This window comes from Enterobacter sp. HK-058-C-ECC, assembly GCF_047531125.1.
Classification (GTDB): Bacteria; Pseudomonadota; Gammaproteobacteria; order Enterobacterales; family Enterobacteriaceae; genus Enterobacter; species Enterobacter quasiroggenkampii.
On record NZ_JBLKCH010000004.1, the window covers coordinates 22,844 to 45,411 of the forward strand.

Consider the following 22,568-nt stretch of genomic DNA (forward strand, 5'->3'; position numbering starts at 1 on the left):
TAACTTTAGCGGTAAGGCCCAGGTCAAACGTGGAGAAATAAAGGAGATAGTGTAAATTATCATGCGCTTTTCCCTGCGCTTCCCTCTTTACCCTTATTTACCCGTTAACGGCAAAGGCGCCGGGAACGTCACGCTGACCAGCGTGCCGCCGTTTTGCGGCTGTGAAAAGTGCAGCACTCCTCCAAGCCGCTGCGCGCGTTCGCGCATGATGTTCAGCCCGTAATGTCCCGGCGGCTCGCTGGCTTCGCCAATCCCGATGCCGTTGTCGCGAATGCTGACGCTGTGTGTACCGTCCGCTGCAGTCACGCAGCTGACGGTGATTTCGCTCGCCTGCGCGTGCTTAATGGCGTTCAGCACGGCTTCACGCACGATCTGCAGCAAATGCACCTGCTTTTGCGCGTCCAGCGCCAGCGAGGAGAGGCGGCAGTCGAGATGCAGTTTCGCCTGCGTCTGGCTCTGCAGCCCGTCGAGTGACTCCTGCAGCGCCGCGGGTAAATTCGCATGGTTCAGCGTCAGGCGGAAGGTGGTCAGCAGCTCGCGAAGCTGCTGCCAGGCGTTGTTCAGCTCACGGGAGAAGTCGGTGATAATAGCCTGCGCTTGGGTATTTTCTTCCGGCACGGCGCGTTTGAGCAACGCAAGCTGAATGCGCAGATACGACAGCACCTGCGCCAGCGAATCGTGCAGCTCGCGGGCAATAGTGGCGCGCTCTTCCATCAGCAGCAGCTGCTGGTAATGCTTTTGCGCCTGGTTAAAGTACAGTCCGCGCCCGAGCATGGTCGCCACGCTTCTCATCAGCGGAAGGGGGACACTGTCCGCCTTGCTTTGCCAGCGCAGCTCGCCGTAGAGCGTGTCCTGCATCAGTACCGGCAGGTTTTGCAGAGGGATACCCTCAGCCTCCGTCCCTTCACACAGCCGCCAGTCGTCGCTGGTGCGCAGTTCCAGATAATTCATCTGCGTATAGTCATGGACAATCTGCAGGATATGCCGGAAACAGTGGCTGTCTATCTGCCCGGTATTGAGCGCCTGCGAGCACTTGAACAGCATGTCGAGCTGCTGGTGGGCTTCGTGCAGGTGCCGCGTCTTTTCCGCAACCGAGGCTTCGAGCGAACGGTAGAGCGTATCGAGCTCGGCCGACATGTGGTTAAAGGCGCGCGAAAGCTGGCCCAGCTCGTTCGGCAGGGCGCTATCCGGCGCAGGAGTGGCAAACTCACCGCGCTCAATGCGTTCGCTGGCCGCCACCAGGTTATTCAGCGGTAGCACCACCTGACGACGGATGCGTCGCAGGGTAAACAGCGTCAGCAGCAGGATCCCGAGTGCGCCAGCCAGCGAGAGCAGGGTGACCGTCTGAATTTTATGTTCGGTGTAGTGCTGGAGGGCGAGCACAAAGGCATCAATGCGGCCGACAAAATCTTCAATATTGCGTTGATACCACGCGCTGTCGCCGCGGGCGATGCGCGCATCCATCTCCAGCCAGGCCACATGCAGCTGCTGATAGCGTGCTTTCACATTGTCCGGGACGTACCAGCGGTTCAGCTTCTGCAGGGCAGGCGCGCCGAGCGTCTGTTGCCAGCTCTCGCGATGTGCCGCAAGGGAATGGCTGTTGCGCTGCATCTCGTAGCCCAGACGATAGCTCTGCATGCGCAGCGAACCGGCGATATTAATGGCTTCGGCATCGCGCTGGCTGCTGGCCAGCGTCAGCAGCGCGACGGTGCTGCTGAGCACGGATAGGGCAATGATCGAAAAGAAAGCCCAGGCAAGGCTTCCGGAAACGGGTCGTTTAACGGTCACAGAACGGCTCTCTGAATAAAATTGATCTGCCACAGGTTCACTGGAAATAATTGGGCGTTCAGGGCATTTGAACATTGCCCGATCGCACCGTGATGCGTAAATACCATACTCTTATAAAGAGAAAGGTTATTGAACCAAAAACAGGTGTGGTTATGAATCGTTTTATTATGGCTAACAGCCAGCAGTGCATTGGGTGTCGCGCCTGCGAAGTGGCCTGCGTGATGGCGCACAACGATGAGCAGCATGTCCTGAGCGAGCGCCATTTTCATCCCCGTATCACGGTCCTGAGATCCGGCGAGAAGAGCCGCCCGGTGACCTGCCATCATTGCGAAAATGCACCCTGCGCGCAAAGCTGCCCGAACGGCGCCATCAGCAAATGCGATGACAGCGTACAGGTGAATCAACAAAAATGCATCGGCTGTAAGGCCTGCGTGGTGGCCTGCCCGTTTGGCACGATGGAGATTATCGTCACCCCGCTCGACAACGGCAGCGTGAAGGCCTCGGCGAATAAATGCGATCTCTGCCTGACGCGTCCACTCGGCCCGGCCTGTATCGAAAATTGCCCCGCAGATGTCCTCACCCTGGTGACGCCTGCCGTGCTGGATAATCTGGCGAAATCGCGCCGACAGCGCACGGCCTGCCTGGAGGCGCAACCCTGGCATGATGCGGAGGCCGTCAGCGTGGACGCGCCGCGTACCAAACTGCAGCAGATGCAGGCGACGGCGCCCCGCGGCGAGCCCGATAAGCTGGCTGCCGCCGAACGCGTGAGCCATTTTAGCGAAATTTACCTGCCGTTCCGGGCCGAACAGGCCGCCCGCGAGGCGTCGCGCTGCCTGAAGTGCGGCGAGCACAGCATTTGCGAATGGACCTGCCCGCTACACAACCACATTCCGCAGTGGATTGAGCGCCTCAACGCGGGGGATATCACCGGCGCGGCTGAGCTTTCTCATCAGACCAACTGTTTACCTGAAATTACCGGCCGCGTCTGTCCGCAGGACCGGCTATGCGAGGGGGCCTGCACGCTGCGTGAAGCGGCGGGCGCCGTGACCATCGGCAACATTGAGCGCTATATCGCCGATCGGGCGCTGGCGATGGGCTGGCGGCCGGATATGTCCGCCGTCACGCCGTCAGGTAAACGTGTCGCGATTGTCGGCGCGGGGCCCGCCGGGCTGGCGTGCGCCGACGTGCTGGCGCGCCACGGCGTGAGCGTGACGGTCTATGACCGGCATCCGGAGATCGGCGGTTTGCTGACCTTTGGCATCCCGGCATTTAAGCTCGACAAATCGCTGCTCGCGCGGCGCAGAGAGATATTTACCGCGATGGGGATCCGCTTTGAGCTGAACTGCGAGGTGGGCCAGGACGTGTCGATGTCACAGCTAAAGCACGATTACGACGCCCTGTTTATTGGGGTGGGAACCTATCGTTCGATGAAGGCGGGTATCCCGAACGAGGACGCGCCAGGGGTCTACGACGCGCTGCCTTTCCTGGTGGGCAACACGCGGCATGTTATGGGGCTGGAGGCGACGGCCAGCGAAACGTTCATCGACACCCGTGGCATGAACGTGGTGGTGCTGGGCGGAGGCGACACCGCGATGGACTGCGTCCGCACTGCGTTACGCCACGGGGCGGCAAACGTCACCTGCGCCTATCGTCGGGATGAGGCCAACATGCCAGGCTCGAAGAAAGAGGTGAAGAACGCCAGAGAAGAGGGGGCCGCGTTTGAGTTTAACGTTCAGCCGGTTGAGCTGACGCTGGATCCGAACGGTAAGGTCAACGGTATCCGGATGCTGCGGACCGTGCTCGGTGAACCGGATGCGCAGGGACGGCGTCGGCCCGTTCCGGTGGTGGGCAGCGAGTTTGTGATGGCCGCGGATGCGGTCATCATGGCGTTTGGTTTTAATCCGCACGCGATGCCCTGGCTGCAGGCGCAGGGGGTTGAAACCGACGACTGGGGACGGATCGTGGCCTCGGTCGAAAGCCGCTACAGTTACCAGACGACCAACCCGCAGATCTTCGCCGGGGGCGATGCGGTACGCGGCGCGGATCTGGTGGTGACCGCGATGGCGGAAGGACGTCATGCCGCGCAAGGAATACTCGACTGGCTGGGAGGTAATGCGCCACAGCATCATTAATCCGGCGGGCGACAAAGCGGGATTCACGGCGTAGTATAGGACGACTCATTGTGTCGTGGAGCCCGTATGACCCTGAAAATAGACGTTATCAAAGACAAAATTCTCTCTGAAAACTACTTTGTCCTGCGTAACATCACCTACGATCTGACGCGTAACAACGGTGAAGTGATCCGCCACAGGCGCGAGGTCTACGACCGCGGCAACGGGGCAACTATCCTGCTCTATAATCGTGAAAAGCAGAGCGTGGTGCTGATCCGCCAGTTCAGGGTGGCAACATGGGTCAATGGCAACCCGGACGGACGTCTGATTGAAACCTGCGCGGGCCTGCTCGATGACGATGAGCCGGAAGTCTGCATCCGCAAAGAGGCCGTCGAAGAGACCGGCTTCGAAGTGGGCGAGGTCAAAAAGGTCTTCGAGCTGTTTATGTCGCCGGGCGGCGTGACGGAAATCGTCCATTTCTTCATCGCGGAATACAGCGACGCGCAGCGCACTCACCGGGGCGGCGGCGTAGAAGATGAAGATATCGAAGTGCTGGAGCTTCCTTTTGCCCGGGCGCTGGAGATGGTGCGTTCAGGCGAAATCAGGGATGGTAAGGCGGTGATATTACTGCAGTATTTACAGACGACCGGGCTGATGAATACCCCTTTCGAACGGATATAGCCTGTTTTTCGGGTATATCTGATAAATCCGATTGAGCAACCCCGGCGGGAACACGAAGATACTGCCCAGTTACGCGTTTTCGTTCCGGGATTGTGCCATTCATGCGCTACAGCGTTTTTTTATTTTCCCTGTTTTATGTGCTCCTCGCGCCGCAGGTGCGGGCTGCTCCCGCGCAGCAAGCCTTTTCTGACTGGCAGGTGACCTGCAATAACCAGAACTTTTGCCTTGCCCGCAACACGGGCGAACACCGTGGTCTGGTCATGACGCTCACCCGAAGCGCCGGGGCGAAAACGGATGCCACGTTGCGTATCGATCTTGGCGGGCTTGATACGCCTTCCGTGAAAGAGCCTGAAATTGCCCCCCGACTGCTGCTGGATAATGTTCCCCTGAAGCTGGACAAACAGCGCTGGCAGCTCACGCCCTGGCATCTGAAAACGGACGATGCGACCACCATCACCGCCTTTCTGAAAAATATCCAGGAAGGGAAGGCCCTGACCCTTCGCGGCGGTAAGCAGGTGATATCTCTGAGCGGTCTGAAAGCCGCGCTGCTGTTCATTGATGCGCAGCAAAAGCGCGTGGGCAGTGAAACCGCGTGGATCAGAAAAGGTGACGATCCGCCGTTAAGCGTACCGCCCGCACCCGCCCTGAAAAAGGTGGCGACCGTTAATCCTACCCCAACACCGCTTTCCCATGCCGAACTGAACGACCTGCTGGATTATGGCACCGGCAGGATGAACAGCAGCCAGTGCTCGCTGGATCCTAACCGCCGGGAAGTGCGCGTCACCGCGTTGACCGATGACAAGGCGCTGCTGATCGTCAGCTGCGAGGCGGGGGCCTATAACACCGTCGATCTGGCGTGGCTGGTGTCACGTAAGAAACCGTTCTCTGCCCGCAACGTCAGGCTGCGTCTGCCGTTTACGCCGTCAAGCGACAGCAGCGAAATAGAGTTGATGAACGCCAGCTTTGATGAGAAGACGCGCGAGTTGACCACGCTCTCGCTGGGGCGCGGTATGGGCGACTGTGGGTTCCAGACGCGCTGGCGGTTTGACGGCCAGCGTTTCCGCCTGGTGCGTTATGCTGAGGAACCCAGCTGCGATAACTGGAACGGGCCAGACGCCTGGCCCACGCTGTGGATCACGCGGTAGCTTTTTGCCGGGTGGCGCAGTCGCTTACCCGGCCTACGAATCTTGCGGCCTGTGGCAATGTGCCGGGTGGTGGCTTCACCTTACCCGGCCTACAAATCTTGCGGTCTGTGGCAATGTGCCGGGTGGCGGCTTTGCCTTACCCGGCCTACGAATCTTGCGGTCTGTGGCAATGTGCCGGGTGGTGGCTTCGATTTACCCGGCCTACGAATCATGCGGTCTGTGGCAATGTGCCGGGTGGCGGCTTCGCCTTACCCGGCCTACAAAAACCGTTGCCGTAGGCCGGGTAAGCGATAGCGCCACCCGGCAACGCAGGCCGCACTACAGCACGCTCAGCGCCTTCTCCACCACGTTCTCAACGGTAAAGCCGAAGTACGGGAACAGCTTATCGGCAGGGGCGGACTCACCGTAGCCCCGCATGCCCACAATCGCTCCTTTGAGCCCGACATACTTGTACCAGTAGTCGGCAATACCGGCCTCCACCGCCACGCGCGCCGCGACGCTGGACGGCAGGACCGATTCCCGGTACGCCTCGTCCTGGGCGTCAAAGATATCCGTGGAAGGCAGGGAGACGACCCGCACCGCGTGGCCTTCGGCGGTCAGTTTCTCCGCCGCTTTCACCGTGATTTCCACCTCTGAACCGGTCGCAATCAGGATCACGTCCGGCTTGCCGCCGCTGTCTTTCAGGATATAGCCGCCGCGAGCGATGTTTTTCACCTGCTCCGGCGTGCGCTCTATCTGCGCCAGGTTCTGGCGTGACAGAATCAGTGCCGTCGGGCCGTTATGGCGTTCTACCGCCAGCTTCCAGCCCACCGCCGCTTCGACCTGATCGCAGGGACGCCAGGTGCTGAAGTTTGGCGTCAGGCGCAGGCTCGCCAGCTGTTCAACCGCCTGGTGGGTGGGACCGTCTTCTCCCAGACCGATAGAGTCGTGGGTATAGACCATAATCTGCCTCGCCTTCATCAGCGCTGCCATGCGCGCCGCGTTACGGGCGTACTCGACGAACATCAGGAAGGTGGCAGTGTAGGGCACGAAGCCGCCGTGGTGAGCGATGCCGTTGGCGATCGCGGTCATCCCGAACTCGCGCACGCCGTAGTGGATATAGTTCCCGGCAATGTCCTCTTTCAGCGATTTCGAGCCCGACCAGATGGTCAGGTTACTCGGTGCCAGATCCGCCGAGCCGCCCAGCAGTTCAGGGAGAAGAGGGCCAATCGCATTCAGGGTGTTTTGCGACGCCTTACGGGTGGCAATTTTTGCCGGGTTGGACTGCAGATTTTCAATCAGCGCCTGAGTTTTATCGTCCCAGTCCTCCGACAGACCGCCGCTCATGCGGCGGGAAAACTCGGCGGCCAGATCCGGGTACGCTTTTTTGTAGGCGGCAAACTTCTCGTTCCAGGCGTGCTGGGCTTTTTCACCCGCTTCACGGGCATCCCAGGCTCTGTAGATCTCTTTCGGGATTTCAAATGGCGGGTATTTCCAGCCCAGCTTCTGGCGGGTCAGCGCCACTTCTTCGTCACCCAGCGCCGCGCCGTGCGCCTCTTCTTTGCCCGCCTTGTTCGGTGAGCCGAAGCCGATAACCGTGCGGCAGATAATCAGGGACGGTTTGTCCTTCACGCTCTGCGCTTCCTGAATCGCTTTTTTCACCGCCTCAGGATCGTGGCCGTCGATCTCGTGCACCACGTGCCAGTGGTAGGCCTCGAAGCGTTTTGCCGTGTCGTCAGTGAACCAGCCTTCGGTTTCCCCGTCGATAGAGATGCCGTTGTGATCGTAGAACCCGATCAGCTTGCCCAGCCCCAGGGTGCCCGCCAGGGAGCAGACCTCGTGGGAGATCCCCTCCATCAGACAGCCGTCACCCATAAACACGTAGGTGTAGTGATCGACAATCTCGTGATCCGGCTGGTTGAACTGTGCCGCCAGGGTTCGTTCGGCAATCGCCAGCCCGACCGCATTTGCCAGCCCCTGACCGAGCGGCCCGGTGGTGGTCTCCACGCCCGGCGTATAGCCGATCTCCGGGTGTCCCGGGGTTTTGGAGTGCAGCTGGCGGAAATTTTTCAGCTCCTCAAGGGGCAGATCGTAACCGGACAGGTGCAGCAGGCTGTAGAGCAGCATCGAGGCGTGGCCGTTGGAGAGAATAAAGCGGTCACGGTCGTACCAGGTGGGATCGTTGGGGTTGTGCTTCAGGAAGTCGTTCCACAGCACTTCGGCAATATCGGCCATGCCCATCGGTGCGCCGGGGTGGCCGGAATTGGCTTTCTGCACGGCATCCATGCTGAGGGCGCGGATGGCATTGGCGAGCTCTTTACGGGACATAGTTCACTCCGTGGCAAGGTTAAAGTTTGGCAGCGAGAAGATCTTCAAGTTTGCGCTGGTCGACGGCAAACAGACGGATACCTTCCGCCAGTTTTTCCACGGCCATTGCGTCCTGATTGTGCTCCCAGCGGAACTCCGCTTCGGTCATGGCTTTCGGTTTTGGCAGAACGGTAGAGGTTGGCACCAGCTTGCGGATCACCGTCTCTTCTTTGTCCTGTAGTTCTTTGAGCAGGTTAGGGGAGATGGTCAGGCGGTCGCAGCCTGCCAGGGCAAGGATCTGCTCGGTACGGCGGAAGCTGGCCCCCATCACGATGGTTTCGTAGCGATGCTGTTTGTAGTAGTCGTAAATATTGCGCACCGATTTCACCCCCGGGTCCTCATCCACCACGTACGGATCCATCGGCTGTTTCGCCTGGTACCAGTCGTAGATGCGGCCTACAAACGGTGATACCAGGAACACGCCCGCTTCGGCACAGGCGCGCGCCTGGGCAAAGGAGAACAGCAGCGTCAGGTTGCAGTGAATCCCCTCTTTTTCCAGCACCTCTGCGGCGCGGATGCCTTCCCAGGTCGACGCCAGCTTGATCAGAATGCGTGATTTATCGATCCCCTGCTCCTGGTAGAGTTCCACCAGACGACGCGCTTTATTAATGCTCTTTTCTTTATCGAACGAGAGGCGGGCGTCGACTTCGGTCGAGACGCGGCCCGGAATACTTTTAAGAATTTCCGCACCAAAATTAACCGCCAGCTTGTCGCTGGCTTCGGCGACCTGCTGCTCCTGCGTTTTCCCGCGCTGCTTACCGTAGGCAATGGCGTCATCAATCAGATGACTAAAATGGGCAAGCCCGGCTGCCTTGAGCAGTAGCGAAGGGTTAGTGGTCGCATCCTCCGGCTGGTAGTGACGAATCGACTCGATATCGCCGCTGTCGGCTACCACGGTGGTGAATTGTTTGATGCCGTCTAGCTGGTTCATAAATGATTACTCCTTGGAAATAAAAGAGTTAGATGAGTGCGTTAGTTCACACTTCTGGAAAAATCATGATGGACTTAACAAAAAAGCATAGCAGACGGGGGAGGCATTGCTTTTGAGACGGGTAACATGGCTGTTATAAATTGATAACAATTTTTAATGTGTGATGGTGAGAGTTTGGCAGCCTTCAAAGTTTAGGAGGCGGTCTGAGGCGATACTAGGCGGCACACCAGGGTGTGCAACCGGATCGCTTTCGTCACCCTTTTGACCGATACGTGAAAGGATAAATAAGATGGATGAGCAGTTGAAACAGAGTGCCCTCGATTTTCACGAGTTCCCTGTCCCGGGCAAAATTCAGGTCTCCCCAACCAAACCGCTGGCAACCCAGCGCGATCTGGCGCTGGCCTATTCGCCGGGCGTGGCGGCCCCGTGTCTGGAAATCGAAAAAGATCCGCTGGCGGCCTACAAATATACCGCGCGTGGCAACCTTGTTGCCGTGATCTCTAACGGCACGGCGGTACTGGGTCTCGGTAACATCGGCGCGCTGGCCGGTAAGCCGGTGATGGAAGGCAAGGGGGTGCTGTTCAAGAAATTCGCCGGTATCGACGTGTTCGATATCGAGGTGGACGAGCTCGATCCTGACAAATTCATCAACGTGGTGGCCGCGCTGGAGCCGACCTTCGGCGGGATTAACCTGGAAGACATTAAAGCGCCGGAATGTTTCTATATCGAGCAGAAGCTGCGCGAACGTATGAACATTCCCGTGTTCCATGACGACCAGCACGGCACGGCCATTATCAGCACCGCTGCGATTCTGAACGGCCTGCGCGTGGTAGAGAAAAATCTCTCCGACGTGCGCATGGTGGTTTCTGGCGCAGGCGCCGCGGCCATCGCCTGTATGAACCTGCTGGTGGCGCTGGGTATGCAGAAACACAACATCGTGGTCTGCGACTCCAAGGGCGTGATTTACAAAGACCGCGAGCCGAACATGGCGGAAACCAAAGCAGCCTATGCGGTAGAAGACGACGGTAAACGCACGCTTGAGGACGTGATCGACGGCGCGGATATCTTCCTCGGCTGCTCGGGTCCGAAGGTGCTGACCCAGGAGATGGTGAAGAAGATGGCGCGCGCGCCGATGATCTTGGCCCTGGCCAACCCGGAACCGGAAATTCTGCCGCCGCTGGCGAAAGCGGTGCGTGAAGACGCCATTATCTGTACAGGACGTTCCGACTACCCGAACCAGGTCAACAACGTGCTCTGCTTCCCGTTCATCTTCCGCGGCGCGCTGGACGTCGGCGCGACGGCAATCAACGAAGAGATGAAGCTGGCCGCCGTGCACGCCATCGCGGAGCTGGCCCACGCCGAGCAGAGCGAAGTGGTTGCCTCAGCCTATGGCGATCAGGATCTGAGCTTTGGCCCTGACTACATCATTCCAAAACCGTTCGACCCGCGTCTGATTGTCAAAATTGCCCCTGCGGTGGCCAAAGCGGCGATGGATTCCGGCGTGGCGACGCGTCCGATTGAGGATTTCGACGCTTACGTCGATAAACTCACCGAGTTTGTTTATAAAACGAACCTGTTCATGAAGCCGATCTTCTCCCAGGCGCGCGCCGACGCGAAGCGCGTGGTGCTGGCGGAAGGGGAAGAGGCGCGCGTGCTGCACGCCACCCAGGAGCTGATCACCTTAGGCCTGGCGAAGCCGATTCTGATTGGTCGTCCGAGCGTGATCGAAATGCGTATCCAGAAGCTGGGCCTGCAGATTAAGCCGGGCGTCGACTTCGAGATCGTCAACAACGAATCCGATCCGCGCTTCAAAGAGTACTGGAGCGAATACTACGCGATCATGAAACGTCGGGGGATCACCCAGGAGCAGGCGCAGAAAGCCGTCATCAGCAACACGACGGTGATCGGCGCGATCATGGTTCATCGCGGCGAGGCGGATGCGCTGATCTGCGGCACCATCGGCGATTACCACGAGCACTTTAGCGTGGTGCAGGAGATCTTCGGCTATCGCGACGGCGTGCACACCGCCGGGGCGATGAACGCCCTGCTGCTGCCAAGCGGCAACACCTTTATTGCCGATACCTACGTTAACGACGATCCCACCCCGGACGAGCTGGCGGAGATCACCGTGATGGCCGCTGAGACCGTGCGTCGCTTTGGTATCGAACCGAAGGTGGCGCTGCTGTCGCACTCTAACTTTGGTTCGTCTAAATCGGCGGCGGCGTGCAAAATGCGTGAGACGCTGGCGCTGGTGCGCGAGCGCGCGCCAGAGCTGATGATTGACGGGGAAATGCACGGCGATGCGGCGCTGGTGGAGAGCATCCGTAACGAACGTATGCCGGACAGCCCGCTGAAGGGATCGGCAAATATCCTGATTATGCCAAACGTGGAAGCGGCGCGTATCAGCTATAACCTGCTGCGCGTCTCCAGCTCTGAAGGGGTGACCGTAGGACCGGTGCTGATGGGCGTGGCAAAACCGGTGCACGTGTTAACGCCGATTGCCTCCGTGCGTCGTATCGTGAATATGGTGGCGCTGGCGGTGGTTGAGGCGCAGACGCAGCCGCTGTAATCACTGCGTGTCGGGTGGCGCGTTCGCTTACCCGACCTACGGGTTGAGTAGGCCGGATAAGCGCAGCGCCATCCGGCAGTTACACCCAATCCCGCACCTGAATAAACTCTTTTAAGGCAGCCTCCGGGCTGCCTTCTTTTGGCTCGTAGCAGTATTCCCAGCGCACCAACGGCGGCATCGACATCAGAATCGACTCCGTGCGCCCGCCGGTCTGCAGGCCGAACAGCGTCCCGCGATCCCACACCAGGTTGAACTCCACGTAGCGCCCGCGGCGGTAGAGCTGGAACTCACGCTCGCGCACGCCGTAGTCGGTGTTTTTACGGCGTTCGACGATGGGCAGATAGGCGTCGGTATAGCCTTCACCCACCGCGCGCATAAAGCTGAACGCGGTATCAAAATCAGGCGTGTTGAGGTCGTCAAAGAACAGCCCGCCGATGCCGCGCTGCTCGTCGCGGTGCTTCAGGTAAAAGTAGTCGTCGCACCACTTTTTATATTTCGGGTAAACGTCTTCGCCAAACGGCAGACAAAGGTCCCGCGCGGTGGTGTGCCAGTGCACGGCATCCTCTTCGAAGCCGTAGTAGGGCGTCATGTCGAAACCGCCGCCAAACCACCAGACCGGATCGGCTCCCGGCTTTTCGGCAATGAAAAAGCGCACGTTGGCGTGGCTGGTCGGCACAAACGGGTTGTGCGGATGCACCACCAGCGAGACGCCCATCGCTTCGAAGCTGCGGCCTGCAAGCTCAGGACGATGTGCCGTCGCAGACGCGGGCATGGCGTCGCCATGAACGTGGGAAAAATTCACCCCGGCCTGTTCAAAGATGCCGCCGTTACGCAGCACGCGGCTGCGTCCGCCACCACCGGCCTCGCGCTGCCAGGTATCTTCCTGAAATTCTCCGCCGTCTGCGGCGGCCAGTTTCTGGCAAATCTCATCCTGCAGCTGCAGCAGGAACGTTTTGACCAGTTGAGCATTGGGTTTCATCAACGTTTCCTGGAGTGCGCTTTTTGGTTATCGAACCAGTTGAAGTAACTGATAATGCCGGAAGCGATGGCGTTGGCAATCTTCTGACGAAATGCCGCGGTGCCGAGGAGTCGCTCCTCTTCCGGGTTGGTAATGAACGAGGTTTCCACCAGTACGGACGGGATGGACGGTGATTTCAGCACCACGAACGCCGCCTGCTCGGTGCCTTTACTGTGCAGTCGATGCACCGGCTTAATCTTTTTCAGAATATGCGAGCCGAGCGTCAGGCTGTTTTTGATCGTATCCGTTTGCACGAGGTCGAACAGCACCTGCTGTAGCAGGTGGTCCTTGTCCGTGGCTTTCTTCCCGGCGACTTCATCCGCCCGGTTTTCGCGATCGGAGAGGTATTTCGCCATGGCGCTACTGGCGCCGCGGTTGGAAAGCGCAAACACCGAGGCGCCGGCGGCTGACGGGTTGGTAAAGCCGTCGGCGTGAATCGACATAAACAGATCCGCCCCGTGCTGGTGGGCGATCTCTACGCGGTCATACAGCGGAATAAAGGTGTCGCCAGAGCGCGTCAGGCGGGCGTCAATGCCGTTGCTGCGTAAAATCGCCCGCACATTTTTTGCAATCGCCAGCACGACGTGTTTTTCTTTTGACCCGTTTTTGCCGATGGCGCCGGTATCAATACCGCCGTGGCCCGGGTCGAGCATCACCAGACGCTTCGCGCCCGGCTTTTTCGTTTTCGGTTTGCTGTGTCCGTTACTGGTTTTGAGCGTGCTCTCGTCTTTCGCCTGAGCCTGCTTTGCGATGCCCGTTAACGTTAAGGCCGCCAGCCCCGCTTTGAGAACCTGACGACGCGATGTGAGTGCTTTTAATGGTTTGAATGTGCTCATGCGGCCTGAATACTAAAAAATGGGGTCCTGGTGTTATATCGTATCGCGTTTAGCGTTACGACAGTCCATAGTGAGAATTGTTTTACTTTTCATTTCAATACGTGACAAAGTGACATTATGCCAAATTTTGGCGAGATTTTCCCCGGTTATTGGCTAAAGGCGTGGTTCGCGCCATAATCACTGTTTTTAAACCCGAAAAGGCGGTTAATACCATGGAGATACGCGTTTTTCGCCAGGAAGATTTCGAAGAGGTGATCACCCTTTGGGAGCGCTGCGATCTGCTGCGTCCGTGGAACGATCCGGAAATGGATATCGAACGTAAGGTGAATCACGACGTCAGTCTGTTTCTGGTCGCGGAAGTCAATGGCGAGGTCGTGGGGACGGTCATGGGCGGTTACGACGGCCATCGCGGCTCGGCCTATTATCTGGGCGTGCACCCGGAATACCGTGGTCGCGGCATCGCCAATGCGCTGCTCAACCGGCTCGAGAAGAAGCTGATCGCCCGCGGCTGTCCGAAAATCCAGATCATGGTGCGGGAAGATAACGACGTGGTGCTGGGCATGTATGAACGCCTGGGCTACGTACACGCTGACGTGCTGAATTTAGGAAAGCGTCTCATCGAAGATGAAGAGTACTGAGATCCATCCGGCAGACTATGATGCGCAGGGGCGCGTCAGGCTGCCCATTTTATTCTGGTGCGTTCTGCTGCTTCAGGCCCGGACCTGGGTGCTGTTCGTGATGGCCGCCGCGTCGCGCGGGCAGGGCGACACGCTGCTGACGCTCTTTTATCCCGATCACGATGCCTTCTGGCTCGGCTTGCTGCCGGGCGTACCGGCGGTGGTGGCTTTCTTATGCAGCGGCCGGCGGCATGCAATCCCGCGTTTGTGGCGCGCGCTTCGCGGGCTGCTGATCCTTGCCCAGATTGCGCTGCTCTTTTGGCAACCGGTACTCTGGTGGTACGGTGAACCGCTGACGGGCATCGGCGTTGCGCTGGTGGTTGCCGATATTGTGGCGCTGCTGTGGCTGCTGACCAACCCGCGCCTTCGCGCCTGTTTTGCGCCGCAGGATGATTAATCCGGCACTTTTTGCCGATGTCGCACTCCAACAAGCGTTGATTTAACACGTAAGGACGTTTCAATGAAATCGCTGCGTTTACTCTTATGCGCTCTCCCGCTGGCATTGACCGGCTGTTCGACGCTCTCCTCCATTAACTGGTCCGCTGCGTATCCGTGGAACTGGTTTGGCTCATCAACGGAAGTGACCGAGCAGGGCGTGGGGAAAATTACCGCCGCGACGGCGCTGGATCAGAATGCTATTCAGGATGCGCTCAGCAGCGATTACCGCCTGCGCAGCGGCATGAAAACAGAGAATGGCAATATAGTGCGCTATTACGAAGCGCTGAAGGGCGACAAGCTGGCACTGGTGATCAACGGTGACAAAGGCACGGTAAACCGGATTGCCGTCATGGATGAAGATATTCCGACCGCCAGCGGCGTGAAGGTCGGGACCCCGTTTAGCGATCTTTATAAGCAGGCCTTTGGCAACTGCTCCAGCGCGCCATCCGACGACAAGGTTGCAGTGGAGTGTAAGGCGGAAGGCAGCCAGCACATCAGCTATGTTTTTACCGGCACCTGGAGCGGCCCGGAAGGGTTGATGCCGTCTGACGACACGCTGAAGAGCTGGAAAGTGAGCAAAATACTCTGGAAGCAGTAATTTGCGTCTGAACAAACCGCCTCGCTGAAATCCGGGTATAATAGCCGCCATCAATGCCACGCTGACGTGGCATCTTTATTTCAGGAGGAGCGATGTCTCAGGTTCAGAGTGGCATTTTGCCAGAACATTGCCGCGCGGCGATTTGGATTGAAGCCAATGTCAAAGGGGACGTGGATGCCCTGCGTGCGGCCAGCAAAGCGTTTATTGATAAACTGGCGACCTTCCAGGCCAAATTCCCGGAAGCCCACCTCGGCGCCGTTGTTGCGTTTGGCAATAACGTCTGGCGTCAACTGAGCGGCGGGGAAGGGGCGGAAGAGCTGAAAGACTTCATCCCTTACGGCAAAGGCCTGGCTCCGGCGACCCAGTACGACGTGCTGATCCACATTCTTTCTCTGCGTCACGACGTGAACTTCTCCGTTGCCCAGGCGGCGGTGACGGCCTTTGGCGACAGCATTGAGGTGCAGGAAGAGGTTCACGGTTTCCGCTGGGTCGAAGAGCGCGATCTGAGCGGCTTCGTCGACGGAACGGAAAACCCGGCGGGTGAAGAGACGCGTCGTGAAGTCGCGGTAATCAAAGACGGCGTGGACGCGGGCGGCAGCTACGTGTTCGTGCAGCGCTGGGAGCATAACCTCAAGCAGCTTAACCGCATGAGCGTGCACGACCAGGAGATGATGATTGGCCGTACGAAAGAGGCCAACGAAGAGATCGACGGTGATGACCGTCCGGTCACCTCGCACCTGACCCGCGTTGACCTCAAGGAAGACGGTAAAGGACTGAAGATTGTCCGCCAGAGCCTGCCGTACGGCACGGCAAGCGGCACGCACGGCCTCTACTTCTGCGCCTACTGCGCGCGCCTGTATAATATTGAACAGCAGCTGCTGAGCATGTTCGGCGATACCGACGGCAAGCGCGACGCCATGCTGCGCTTCACCAAACCGGTGACCGGCGGCTACTACTTCGCGCCGTCCGTTGAGCGTCTGCTGGCGCTGTAAAACCGCTCTCCATACGTAGGCCGGGTAAGCGTTAGCGCCACCCGGCAAATTTCCCTGCCCCTTATTCCCTTTTCTGCTTCTAAATCACCAAACGGTATATAAAACCGTTACTCCTTTCATCCCCGTTATAAATATTATGACTATAAGATAGTCATCACATTTATAAGGGTGCGCAATGGCCGTTACTGTACTGAAAAAAGGAACTCTGGCGCTGGCAGGTTTACTGCTGGTGGCACAGGCGCAGGCGACTGAACTGTTGAACAGTTCGTATGACGTCTCCCGCGAGCTGTTTGCCGCCCTTAACCCCCCGTTCGAACAGCAGTGGGCGAAAGACAATAACGGCGATAAGCTGACCATCAAGCAGTCCCACGCCGGTTCGTCCAAGCAGGCGCTGGCCATTCTCCAGGGGCTGAAAGCGGATGTGGTGACCTACAACCAGGTCACTGACGTGCAGATCCTGCATGACAAAGGCAAGCTCATCCCGGCGGACTGGCAGAGCCGTCTGCCGAACAACAGCTCGCCGTTCTACTCCACCATGGGTTTCCTGGTACGCAAGGGCAATCCGAAGAATATCCACGACTGGAGCGACCTGGTGCGTTCCGACGTGAAACTGATTTTCCCGAACCCAAAAACCTCCGGTAACGCGCGTTACACCTATTTAGCGGCGTGGGGCGCGGCGGACAAGGCTGACGGTAACGATAAAGCCAAAACCGAGCAGTTCATGACCCAGTTCCTGAAAAACGTCGAAGTGTTTGATACCGGCGGCCGCGGGGCGACCACGACTTTCGCTGAGCGCGGCCTGGGTGATGTGCTGATCAGCTTTGAATCGGAAGTGAACAACATTCGCAAACAGTATGAAGCGCATGGCTTTGAGGTGGTTATCCCGAAAACCAACATTCTGGCCGAATTCCCGGTCGCATGGGTGGATAAAAACGTGCAGGCAAACGGTACCGAGAAAGCGGCAAAAGCCTATCTCAACTACCTGTACAGCCCTCAGGCGCAGACCATCATTACCGATTACTACTACCGCGTGAACAACCCGGACGTGATGGACAAGCTGAAAGATAAATTCCCGCAGACCGCGCTGTTCCGCGTGGAAGATCATTTTGGCTCCTGGCCAGACGTGATGAAAACGCATTTTGCCAGTGGCGGTGAGTTAGACAAACTGCTGGCGGCGGGGCATAAGTAATGTTTGCAGTATCGACTAAACGCGTGCTGCCGGGCTTTACCTTAAGCCTCGGGACCAGCCTGCTGTTCGTTTGCCTGATCCTGCTGTTGCCGCTCAGCGCGCTGGTGATGCAGCTTGCGCAGATGAGCTGGGCGCAGTACTGGGACGTGGTCACTAACCCCCAGGTGGTGGCGGCCTATAAGGTGACGCTGCTGTCGGCGTTTGTCGCCTCCATTTTTAACGGCGTGTTCGGCCTGCTGATGGCATGGATTTTAACCCGCTATCGCTTCCCGGGCCGCACGCTGCTTGACGCTCTGATGGATCTGCCGTTTGCGCTGCCGACGGCGGTCGCCGGCTTAACCCTCGCCTCGCTCTTCTCCGTGAACGGGCTGTACGGCGAGTGGCTGGCGAAATTTGACATCAAGGTGACCTATACCTGGCTCGGTATCGCGGTGGCGATGGCCTTTACCAGCATCCCGTTTGTGGTGCGTACCGTGCAGCCGGTGCTGGAAGAGTTAGGTCCGGAATACGAAGAAGCGGCGGAAACGCTGGGCGCCACGCGCTGGCAGAGCTTCCGCAAGGTGGTGCTGCCGGAGTTGTCTCCGGCGCTGATGGCGGGCGTCGCGCTGTCGTTTACCCGCAGCCTCGGGGAGTTCGGCGCGGTGATTTTTATCGCCGGGAACATCGCCTGGAAAACGGAAGTGACCTCGCTGATGATTTTCATTCGCCTGCAGGAGTTTGATTATCCGGCGGCGAGCGCGATTGCTTCGGTGATCCTCGCGGCCTCGCTGCTGCTGCTGTACTCGATTAACACTCTGCAAAGTCGCTTTGGTCGACGTGTGGTAGGTCACTGATGGCGGAAGTTACGCAATTGAAGCGATACGATGCGCCCCGCATCAACTGGGGTAAATGGTTTCTGATTGGGGCGGGCGTGCTGGTGTCCGCCCTCATTCTCGTCGTGCCGACGATTTATATCTTCGTTCAGGCGTTCAGCAAGGGCCTGATGCCCGCGCTGGAAAACCTGGCGAACCCGGATATGCTGCACGCCATCTGGCTGACCGTGCTGATTGCCCTGATTACCGTTCCGGTGAACCTGGTGTTCGGTACCCTGCTGGCGTGGCTGGTGACGCGCTTTAACTTCCCGGGACGTCAGCTGCTGCTGACCCTGCTGGATATTCCGTTTGCCGTGTCGCCTGTGGTGGCCGGTCTGGTGTACCTGCTCTTCTACGGCTCCAACGGCCCGCTGGGCGGCTGGCTGGATGCGCATAACCTGCAGATCATGTTCGCCTGGCCAGGCATGGTGCTGGTTACCATCTTCGTGACCTGTCCGTTCGTGGTGCGTGAGCTGGTGCCGGTGATGTTAAGCCAGGGGAGCAACGAAGACGAAGCGGCGGTGCTGCTGGGGGCTTCAGGCTGGCAAATGTTCCGTCGCGTGACGCTGCCGAACATTCGCTGGGCACTGCTTTACGGCGTGGTGCTGACCAACGCCCGCGCGATTGGCGAGTTCGGTGCTGTTTCCGTTGTTTCCGGATCCATTCGCGGTGAAACCCTGTCGCTGCCGCTCCAGATTGAACTGCTGCAGCAGGACTACAACACCATCGGCGCCTTTACTGCCGCAGCGTTGCTGACGCTGATGGCTATTTTGACCCTGTTTTTGAAGAGTGTGGTGCAGTGGCGTTTAGAAAATCAGGAAAAACGTCTGCATCAGGAGGGAAATCATGAGCATTGAGATTGCCAATATTAAGAAGTCTTTTGGTCGCACCCAGGTGCTGAATGATATCTCGCTGGATATCCCTTCCGGACAAATGGTGGCGCTGCTGGGACCGTCTGGCTCCGGCAAAACCACACTGCTGCGTATTATCGCCGGGCTTGAGCATCAGACCAGCGGGCACATCCGCTTCCACGGTACCGACGTGAGCCGCCTGCACGCCCGCGATCGTAAAGTGGGCTTTGTGTTCCAGCACTACGCGCTGTTCCGCCACATGACCGTGTTTGACAACATTGCGTTTGGCCTCACCGTGCTGCCGCGTCGCGAACGCCCGGATGCGGCAACCATTAAAGCGAAAGTGACCAAACTGCTGGAGATGGTGCAGCTGGCTCACCTGGCGGACCGTTTCCCGGCCCAGCTGTCCGGCGGGCAGAAACAGCGCGTGGCGCTGGCGCGCGCGCTGGCCGTTGAGCCGCAAATTCTGCTGCTGGATGAACCCTTTGGCGCGCTGGATGCACAGGTCCGTAAAGAGCTGCGCCGCTGGCTGCGTCAGCTGCATGAAGAGCTGAAATTCACCAGCGTCTTCGTGACTCACGACCAGGAAGAGGCGATGGAAGTCGCGGATCGCGTGGTGGTCATGAGTCAGGGCAACATTGAGCAGGTTGACGAGCCGGAACAGCTCTGGCGTGAACCGGCGACCCGCTTCGTGCTGGAGTTTATGGGCGAGGTGAACCGTCTGCAGGGCACCATTCGCGGCGGACAGTTCCACGTGGGCGCGCACCGCTGGCCGCTGGGCTATACCTCCGCCCACCAGGGACCGGTCGATCTGTTCCTGCGTCCGTGGGAAGTGGACGTGAGCCGTCGAACCAGCCTGGATTCACCGCTGCCAGTGCAGGTGCTGGAAGCGAGCCCTAAAGGGCACTATACCCAACTGGTGGTACAGCCGCTGGGCTGGTATACCGAGCCGCTGACGGTGGTCATGCGCGACGACGTCCCGCCGCATCGGGGAGAACGCCTGTTTGTCGGTCTGCAGCATGCCCGTATTTATCACGGCAAGGAACGCATCGAGACGCGCGAGGATATTGCTCTGGCGGAGTCAGCCTGATAGGTTAGGATTACGTAGTTTTGCCGGGTGGCGCTGCGCTTACCCGGCCTACAATATGACGTATGTAGGCCCGGAGCGATGCGCGCCACCGGGCTTTTTATTGGACAGCGATCATGAATACCTTAGAAAAGACCATCGGCAACACGCCTCTGGTCAAGCTTCAGCGCATGGGGCCAGACAACGGCAGCGAAATCTGGGTCAAACTCGAAGGCAATAACCCGGCGGGGTCGGTGAAAGACCGTGCCGCGCTATCGATGATCGTCCAGGCCGAAAAGCGCGGCGAGATTAAGCCGGGCGACGTGCTGATTGAAGCTACCAGCGGCAACACGGGTATCGCCCTGGCCATGATTGCGGCGCTGAAAGGCTACCGCATGAAGCTGCTGATGCCGGATAACATGAGCCAGGAGCGCCGCGCCGCGATGCGTGCCTACGGAGCCGATCTGATTCTGGTGACCAAAGAGCAGGGGATGGAAGGCGCGCGCGACCTGGCGTTAGAAATGGCCGAGCGCGGTGAAGGTAAACTGCTCGATCAGTTTAATAACCCGGACAACCCGTACGCCCACTACACCACCACCGGCCCGGAAATCTGGCAGCAAACCGACGGGCGAATCACCCATTTTGTCTCCAGCATGGGCACCACCGGCACCATTACCGGGGTATCGCGTTTTCTGCGCGAGCAGGATAAAGCCGTCACCATTGTCGGCCTGCAGCCGGAAGAGGGGAGCAGCATTCCGGGCATTCGCCGCTGGCCGGCGGAGTATATGCCCGGCATCTTTAATGCGCAGCTTGTGGACCAGGTGCTGGATCTTCACCAGCGCGAGGCGGAAAATACCATGCGTGAGCTGGCCGTGCGCGAAGGCATCTTCTGCGGCGTCAGCTCGGGCGGCGCGGTAGCGGGCGCGATTCGGGTGGCGCAGGCAAACCCGGGCGCGGTGGTGGTGGCGATTATTTGCGATCGCGGCGATCGCTATCTGTCTACCGGCGTCTTTGGTGAAGAGAGTTATTCGCAGGGGGCGGGGATTTAAGCGTCATGGAGATGATTCTATTCCGGGATAATACCCGGGCGCAGCAAACCGATATTGTCGCGGTGCAGTCGCAGGTGGTGTACGGCAGCGTGGGAAACAGCATCGCGGTGCCGAATATTCGAACCCACAGGCTGAACGTCACCGCCGTGCCAACGGTACTGTTCAGCAACACGCCACACTATGACACGTTCTACGGCGGCGTGATCCCCGATGAGTGGTTCAGCGGCTACCTGAAGGCGCTGGAAGAGCGCGAGATCCTGCGCGAGCTTAAGGCGGTCACTACCGGATATATGGGAAATGCCAGCCAGATCGCCCTGCTGGCGCAGTGGCTGAAGGCGGTCAAAGCGCAGCATCCTGACCTGCTGGTGCTGGTCGACCCGGTTATAGGCGATATCGACAGCGGGATGTACGTGAAGCCCGAGATCCCCGAGGCGTATCGGGAGCACCTGCTGCCGCTGGCGCAGGGGATTACGCCAAACGTCTATGAGCTGGAAGTGCTAAGCGGCAAACCGTGCCGCACGCCGGAAAGCGCCATCGCGGCGGCACAGGGACTGCTCTCTGACAGCCTGAAATGGGTGGCGATCACCAGTGCGCCTGTCGCTGACGACCCGCAAAACATCCACGTGGTGCTGGTGACGAATGAAGGCGTTACCGTCAGTGCGCATCCGCGGGTAGAAACCGATCTGAAAGGGACGGGCGATCTGTTCTGTTCAGAACTGGTGAGCGGCATTGTTGAGGGGAAAACCGTTGCCGATGCCATTCGCATGGCTGGCGATAGGGTGACGGACGTGATGCTCTATACCCAGTCGAAAGGCTACGACGAGCTTATCCTGCCGGCATAAACAAAAATGGCGCCCGAAGGCGCCATTTTACTGTGCGGCAAGAATTACTTCTTGATGCGGATAACCGGGGTTTCACCCACGGTGACGCTGCCAGACAGTTTGATCAGTTCTTTGATTTCGTCCATGTTGGAGATAACAACCGGAGTCAGGGTAGACTTGGCTTTTTCTTCCAGCAGTGGCAGATCGAATTCAATCACCGGGTCGCCAACTTTCACACGCTGGCCTTCTTCCGCGATACGTTTGAAGCCTTCGCCTTTCAGTTCAACGGTGTCGATACCGAAGTGAACGAACAGTTCGATACCGCTATCAGATTCGATAGAGAACGCATGGTTGGTTTCAAAAATTTTACCGATGGTGCCGTCAACTGGAGCAACCATTTTGTTGCCAGTTGGTTTGATAGCAATGCCATCACCAACGATTTTCTCAGCAAACACTACATCCGGCACGTCTTCGATGTTGACGATCTCGCCGGAGAGCGGAGCAACAATCTCAATAGTTCCGGAGTCTTTCTTATCATCAGAAACCAGAGATTTCAGTTTATCGAACAAACCCATGATCTTCTCCTAAGCAGTAATTTGGGCCGCATCTCG

At 58.6% G+C, this 22,568-nt stretch carries 20 protein-coding genes; 14 read left to right on the forward strand and 6 right to left on the reverse strand.

Annotation, left to right across the window (positions count from 1 at the left end; translation table 11 throughout):
• Nucleotides 1–93 precede the first annotated feature (93 nt).
• Nucleotides 94–1,788, reverse strand: coding sequence for a nitrate/nitrite two-component system sensor histidine kinase NarQ (narQ, locus tag ACMWJS_RS10045; protein ID WP_414747011.1), 1,695 nt, complete (start codon nt 1,786–1,788; stop codon nt 94–96).
• A gap of 152 nt (nt 1,789–1,940) precedes the next feature.
• Here narQ and aegA point away from each other — a divergent pair, with 152 nt between their 5' ends.
• From aegA to ACMWJS_RS10060, 3 genes are all read left to right on the forward strand, one after another.
• Nucleotides 1,941–3,920 (forward strand): formate-dependent uric acid utilization protein AegA, encoded by a 1,980-nt coding sequence (aegA, locus tag ACMWJS_RS10050; protein ID WP_414747012.1) that lies wholly within the window; start codon nt 1,941–1,943, stop codon nt 3,918–3,920.
• 66 nt (nt 3,921–3,986) lie between these two features.
• Nucleotides 3,987–4,580, forward strand: a complete 594-nt coding sequence (gene nudK, locus ACMWJS_RS10055) for a GDP-mannose pyrophosphatase NudK (RefSeq protein ID WP_048029618.1) — start codon at nt 3,987–3,989, stop codon at nt 4,578–4,580.
• Nucleotides 4,581–4,681: 101 nt separating this feature from the next.
• Nucleotides 4,682–5,725, forward strand: a complete 1,044-nt coding sequence (locus tag ACMWJS_RS10060; protein WP_414747013.1) for a DUF1176 domain-containing protein — start codon at nt 4,682–4,684, stop codon at nt 5,723–5,725.
• A 318-nt stretch (nt 5,726–6,043) separates the two neighbouring features.
• Here ACMWJS_RS10060 and tkt read toward each other — a convergent pair whose 3' ends face one another.
• Both tkt and tal read right to left on the reverse strand, forming a co-directional pair.
• A complete protein-coding gene (gene tkt, locus ACMWJS_RS10065) occupies nt 6,044–8,032 on the reverse strand; it encodes a transketolase (protein ID WP_414747014.1) in 1,989 nt (662 codons plus the stop codon).
• Nucleotides 8,033–8,051: 19 nt separating this feature from the next.
• Entirely contained in the window at nt 8,052–9,002 is a 951-nt protein-coding gene (tal, locus tag ACMWJS_RS10070; protein WP_045909457.1) for a transaldolase, read from the reverse strand.
• Between the two features lie 289 nt (nt 9,003–9,291).
• Here tal and maeB point away from each other — a divergent pair, with 289 nt between their 5' ends.
• Nucleotides 9,292–11,571 (forward strand): NADP-dependent oxaloacetate-decarboxylating malate dehydrogenase, encoded by a 2,280-nt coding sequence (gene maeB / locus ACMWJS_RS10075; RefSeq protein ID WP_045406103.1) that lies wholly within the window; start codon nt 9,292–9,294, stop codon nt 11,569–11,571.
• Nucleotides 11,572–11,650: 79 nt separating this feature from the next.
• Here the strand turns inward: maeB and hemF are convergent, their stop codons facing one another.
• Nucleotides 11,651–12,550: an oxygen-dependent coproporphyrinogen oxidase gene (gene hemF, locus ACMWJS_RS10080; RefSeq protein WP_045909456.1), complete on the reverse strand. Its 900-nt coding sequence runs from the start codon at nt 12,548–12,550 to the stop codon at nt 11,651–11,653.
• On the reverse strand, nt 12,550–13,425 hold the full coding sequence (amiA, locus tag ACMWJS_RS10085) for an N-acetylmuramoyl-L-alanine amidase AmiA (protein WP_045325904.1): 876 nt from the start codon (nt 13,423–13,425) through the stop codon (nt 12,550–12,552). The genes hemF and amiA overlap by 1 nt, the downstream gene beginning before the upstream one ends.
• 212 nt (nt 13,426–13,637) lie before the next feature.
• On the opposite strand from amiA, the gene ACMWJS_RS10090 reads away from it, so the two are divergent.
• The 10 genes from ACMWJS_RS10090 (at nt 13,638) to pdxK (ending at nt 21,978) form a co-directional block, all read left to right on the forward strand.
• Complete coding sequence (locus tag ACMWJS_RS10090; RefSeq protein WP_008501614.1) at nt 13,638–14,063, forward strand: GNAT family acetyltransferase; 426 nt, start codon at nt 13,638–13,640, stop codon at nt 14,061–14,063.
• Nucleotides 14,050–14,499 (forward strand): DUF2919 domain-containing protein, encoded by a 450-nt coding sequence (locus ACMWJS_RS10095; protein WP_334756028.1) that lies wholly within the window; start codon nt 14,050–14,052, stop codon nt 14,497–14,499. The genes ACMWJS_RS10090 and ACMWJS_RS10095 overlap by 14 nt, the downstream gene beginning before the upstream one ends.
• 63 nt (nt 14,500–14,562) lie before the next feature.
• Complete coding sequence (locus ACMWJS_RS10100) at nt 14,563–15,138, forward strand: RpoE-regulated lipoprotein (RefSeq protein ID WP_045909453.1); 576 nt, start codon at nt 14,563–14,565, stop codon at nt 15,136–15,138.
• Nucleotides 15,139–15,230: 92 nt separating this feature from the next.
• The gene (locus ACMWJS_RS10105) at nt 15,231–16,130 is read left to right on the forward strand and encodes a Dyp-type peroxidase (RefSeq protein ID WP_414747015.1); all 900 of its coding nucleotides are present in this window, start codon (nt 15,231–15,233) and stop codon (nt 16,128–16,130) included.
• Nucleotides 16,131–16,305: 175 nt separating this feature from the next.
• The gene (locus ACMWJS_RS10110; RefSeq protein ID WP_414747016.1) at nt 16,306–17,319 is read left to right on the forward strand and encodes a sulfate ABC transporter substrate-binding protein; all 1,014 of its coding nucleotides are present in this window, start codon (nt 16,306–16,308) and stop codon (nt 17,317–17,319) included.
• On the forward strand, nt 17,319–18,152 hold the full coding sequence (gene cysT, locus ACMWJS_RS10115) for a sulfate/thiosulfate ABC transporter permease CysT (RefSeq protein WP_004123378.1): 834 nt from the start codon (nt 17,319–17,321) through the stop codon (nt 18,150–18,152). The genes ACMWJS_RS10110 and cysT overlap by 1 nt, the downstream gene beginning before the upstream one ends.
• Nucleotides 18,152–19,027, forward strand: a complete 876-nt coding sequence (gene cysW, locus ACMWJS_RS10120) for a sulfate/thiosulfate ABC transporter permease CysW (protein ID WP_045909450.1) — start codon at nt 18,152–18,154, stop codon at nt 19,025–19,027. The genes cysT and cysW overlap by 1 nt, the downstream gene beginning before the upstream one ends.
• Nucleotides 19,017–20,111: a sulfate/thiosulfate ABC transporter ATP-binding protein CysA gene (cysA, locus tag ACMWJS_RS10125; RefSeq protein WP_008501607.1), complete on the forward strand. Its 1,095-nt coding sequence runs from the start codon at nt 19,017–19,019 to the stop codon at nt 20,109–20,111. Before cysW ends, cysA begins: the two co-directional genes overlap by 11 nt.
• A gap of 113 nt (nt 20,112–20,224) precedes the next feature.
• Nucleotides 20,225–21,136: a cysteine synthase CysM gene (gene cysM / locus ACMWJS_RS10130; protein WP_414747017.1), complete on the forward strand. Its 912-nt coding sequence runs from the start codon at nt 20,225–20,227 to the stop codon at nt 21,134–21,136.
• Between the two features lie 5 nt (nt 21,137–21,141).
• Nucleotides 21,142–21,978: a pyridoxine/pyridoxal/pyridoxamine kinase gene (pdxK, locus tag ACMWJS_RS10135; protein ID WP_048226156.1), complete on the forward strand. Its 837-nt coding sequence runs from the start codon at nt 21,142–21,144 to the stop codon at nt 21,976–21,978.
• 44 nt (nt 21,979–22,022) lie between these two features.
• On the opposite strand, the gene crr is transcribed toward pdxK, so the two are convergent.
• Nucleotides 22,023–22,532 carry a PTS glucose transporter subunit IIA gene (gene crr / locus ACMWJS_RS10140; RefSeq protein WP_003861316.1) on the reverse strand — a complete coding sequence of 170 codons (510 nt, stop codon included), beginning with the start codon at nt 22,530–22,532 and terminating at the stop codon, nt 22,023–22,025.
• Nucleotides 22,533–22,568 lie beyond the last annotated feature (36 nt).